At 64.3% G+C, this 2,934-nt stretch carries 4 protein-coding genes, 1 pseudogene and 1 riboswitch; of the genes and pseudogenes, 4 read left to right on the top strand and 1 reads right to left on the bottom strand.

Annotated elements, in window-relative coordinates; translation table 11 throughout:
• The 4 genes and pseudogenes from Ae505Ps2_RS31500 to Ae505Ps2_RS28645 all read left to right on the top strand — a co-directional run.
• Positions 1 to 355 (top strand): IS30 family transposase (locus Ae505Ps2_RS31500; protein WP_212567724.1); only part of this gene is annotated, 355 nt, incomplete at its 5' end.
• A 2-nt stretch (positions 356 to 357) separates the two neighbouring features.
• A pseudogene (locus Ae505Ps2_RS28655) lies at positions 358 to 1,111 on the top strand (IS3 family transposase); the annotation flags it as partial.
• An 83-nt stretch (positions 1,112 to 1,194) separates the two neighbouring features.
• Positions 1,195 to 1,260: riboswitch (guanidine-III (ykkC-III) riboswitch) on the top strand.
• Between the two features lie 10 nt (positions 1,261 to 1,270).
• On the top strand, positions 1,271 to 1,585 hold the full coding sequence (locus Ae505Ps2_RS28650) for a multidrug efflux SMR transporter (protein WP_075313169.1): 315 nt from the start codon (positions 1,271 to 1,273) through the stop codon (positions 1,583 to 1,585).
• Positions 1,585 to 1,935 (top strand): multidrug efflux SMR transporter, encoded by a 351-nt coding sequence (locus tag Ae505Ps2_RS28645; protein WP_075313168.1) that lies wholly within the window; start codon positions 1,585 to 1,587, stop codon positions 1,933 to 1,935. Before Ae505Ps2_RS28650 ends, Ae505Ps2_RS28645 begins: the two co-directional genes overlap by 1 nt.
• Before the next feature lie 377 nt (positions 1,936 to 2,312).
• Here Ae505Ps2_RS28645 and Ae505Ps2_RS28640 read toward each other — a convergent pair whose 3' ends face one another.
• On the bottom strand, positions 2,313 to 2,735 hold the full coding sequence (locus tag Ae505Ps2_RS28640; RefSeq protein ID WP_075334862.1) for a MerR family transcriptional regulator: 423 nt from the start codon (positions 2,733 to 2,735) through the stop codon (positions 2,313 to 2,315).
• Positions 2,736 to 2,934: the final 199 nt, after the last annotated feature.

Here is a 2,934-nt window from a genome sequence, read left to right as displayed (position 1 = left end):
CGCGCTCACCGTCGGCCGTGGGGTCATCGCCGCCACCAGCGGTCTGCCCGCGCACATGCGGGCCTCACTGACCTGGGACTGCGGTGCCGAGATGGCCGGCCACGCCACCGTCACCAAGGGCTCGATGCCGGTGTACCTCGCCCACCCACACTCGCCGTGGGAACGCGGCAGCAACGAGAACCTCAACCGCATCGTCCGCGAGTACTTCCCGAAAGGCACGGACATCACCTCGGACCCGAAATACCTGGCGATGGTGGCTTGCGACATCAACGACCGACCCCGTAAAATCCACAACTGGAAGAAGCCCTCCGAGATATTCGCCGAACTCGTTGAGCTAGATGCTTCAACCGCCTGAATTCGCCCAGGTGTGTGTACGGGGTGCGGAAGATGTGGCGTGCGGCGCGGCGGGAAGGGCTCCGGGTCGGGCGGGACCAGATGGGGGTGATTGATGCGTGTCGCCGGGATCCAGGGCGTGCGCCGCGGGGTCCACCACACGGCCACGACGACCCGTGATCAGCGCGCAGCCCGCCATCCTGACCTGGTCAAGCGGGCGTGGGCGGCGCCGACTCGACCGGATGCGCTGTGGGTCGCGGATTTCACGTATGTGTGGACCGCCTCCGGGTTCTGCTACGTGTCGTTCGTGACCGACGTCCACTCCCGCAGAATCCTCGGATGGAAGGCGTCGATGAGCAAGACCACCGATCTCGTCTCCGGGGCCTTGGCGCAGGCGTTGTCCACTCGCCAACGGGCGATCAGCGAGTTCACCTCCGAGGGTCTTATTCATCATTCGGATGCCGGGTCCCAATATACGTCTCTGGCGTTCACCGAGCAACTCGCCGAGGCTGGTATCGCCGGCTCGATCGGCACCGTCGGTGACGCGCTGGACAACGCGCTGATGGAGTCCACGATCGGCCTGTACAAGTCAGAGCTCATCGTTCCGCATGCTCATTCTCGGAACTGGATCGGTCTTCGCGAAGTGGAGCGAGAGACCGCGGAGTGGGTTCACTGGTACAACAGTGTGAGGCTCCACTCCTCCATTGACTATATGTCGCCGATCGAACGAGAAATGGTGTACGCTACATCCATCGCCCAACAGGGTGCGGTGGCCTGAACCTCAGCCTCTCGCAGACCCAGGACGGTTCATAGCTCGCCGCCGCCTGCCATGGATCCGGAGTTCCTTGGTAGGTTTGCGTACCGAGGGCCTCAGTGGCCTTGCGGACGAGGTCGGCCAGTACCCGCGCAGCGACAAGACTGGCCTCTGGAGTTTATCGTGGCATGGAGCATCCTGATCGCCTCCGGTGTCCTGGAGGCAGTATGGGCGACAGCGCTGGCCGCCTCCGACGGCTTCAAACGCCGCGGACCGACGATCGTGTTCACGGTCGCTCTCGTCTTCAGCATGGCCGGGCTCGCAATCGCGATGCAGAGCCTGCCCACCGGCACCTCCTACGCTGTCTGGGTCGGTGTCGGCGCTGTGCTGACCGCCGGGTGGGCGATCAGCAGCGGCAAGGAGAAGGCGACCCCGCTGAAGATCATCCTGCTCGCCGGTCTGGTCGGCAGCGTGGCGGCGCTCAAGGTGGTTTCCTGATGAGTTGGCTGATCCTCATCGTCAGTGCGGTGTTCGAGGCCGTGTGGGCGACAGCGCTCGGCATGTCCGCCGGACTGAGCAGGCCCATCCCCACCGTCGTGTTCCTCGTGTTCCTGGGATTGAGCATGGTCGGCCTCGCGCTCGCGATGCGTAGCATCCCGGTCAGCGTCGCCTACTCGGTGTGGATCGGGATCGGCGCGGTACTGACCGTAGCGTACGCCATGCTAACGGGCGACGAGCAGTTCACACCCGCCAAAGCCGCTGTGCTCACCATCCTGATCGGATGCATCGTGGGACTCAAATTCACCAAGGGATCCGGCACATCAGATCGCGAGGTCAACGACGTGTAGAACTCGTGACGGAACCGGGCCAGTTCCCCGAACGCCGCCACCTGAGCTTGAGCGTGCACACTACCCACCGCAGCCCTTGTGTTGATCTTCTTCCTTCGACAGAAGCATGATCAACCAAGGGCTGCACCAATGATCACCCGGGGTCACAGCGACAGCACGCCGACGACCTCAGAGCTTAAAGCTCAAGCTCAGATCCGCCCGAAAGCAGGGCGGGTAGTCTGCCGACTGGCGGTGTGAGGTCGGTCGCGATCACGTGGTGAAACTCCGTAGGGATCCAGAGGACGACAGCATATGCGAACGCCAGCCTCGGCCTTCGGCGGCGATCTCGCTCTGCGTCAGCCCCCGAGACGTCGCTATGACCGGTACGTCCGCACAGGTCAAGGGGCGTGCGAGGTGCTACTCGACCGGGTGGAGGCGTCGAGGTTCTTCAGATCACGCGACAATGACTCGAGGCTGTCGACCTGGAGGCGCAGGGCGTCGAGCCGACTGTCCGTGGCTGCCCGGAACATTGCCAGGCAACCGAGCAGATCCTCGAGGCGCTCCGACCCGAGCTCATCGCGTTGCCCGCGCTCGTCGACCGTCGCCAGCAGTTCCTTGACCTGGTCGAGGCTGAAGTCAAGTGGCTTGAGCCGCTTGATGAACGCCAGCCGGTCGACATCGGCCTCGGTGTAGAGCCGGAAGCCTCCCGCCGACCGTGCCGAGGGAGTCACCAGTCCCACTTCGTCCCAGTGACGGATGGTGCGTAGCGACAGGCCGATGCGCGTCGACACCTGACCGATCTGCATCAGCTCATCCCCCATGCCCCCACCTTCCGTCATCGCCCAGCACGGGAATCCCCGCTCGAGGATAGTCAGCGACGCCGACAACGGGTACGCGCGACGCGCCCATCGCTGTGCGCCACTGGCCCGACGAGCCGACGGCGTCACCACCGACCACACCCAGCAGCCGAGCACACCGAGCCGGGCCGGGCGTTTTCCTTAGGAAAACGCCTAATACTGC

Origin of the sequence: Pseudonocardia sp. Ae505_Ps2, from assembly GCF_001932425.1 — a bacterium.
Taxonomy (GTDB): domain Bacteria; phylum Actinomycetota; class Actinomycetes; order Mycobacteriales; family Pseudonocardiaceae; genus Pseudonocardia.
Note: the sequence above shows the minus strand (reverse complement) of the source record. Positions and strands in the feature narration are given on the sequence as shown.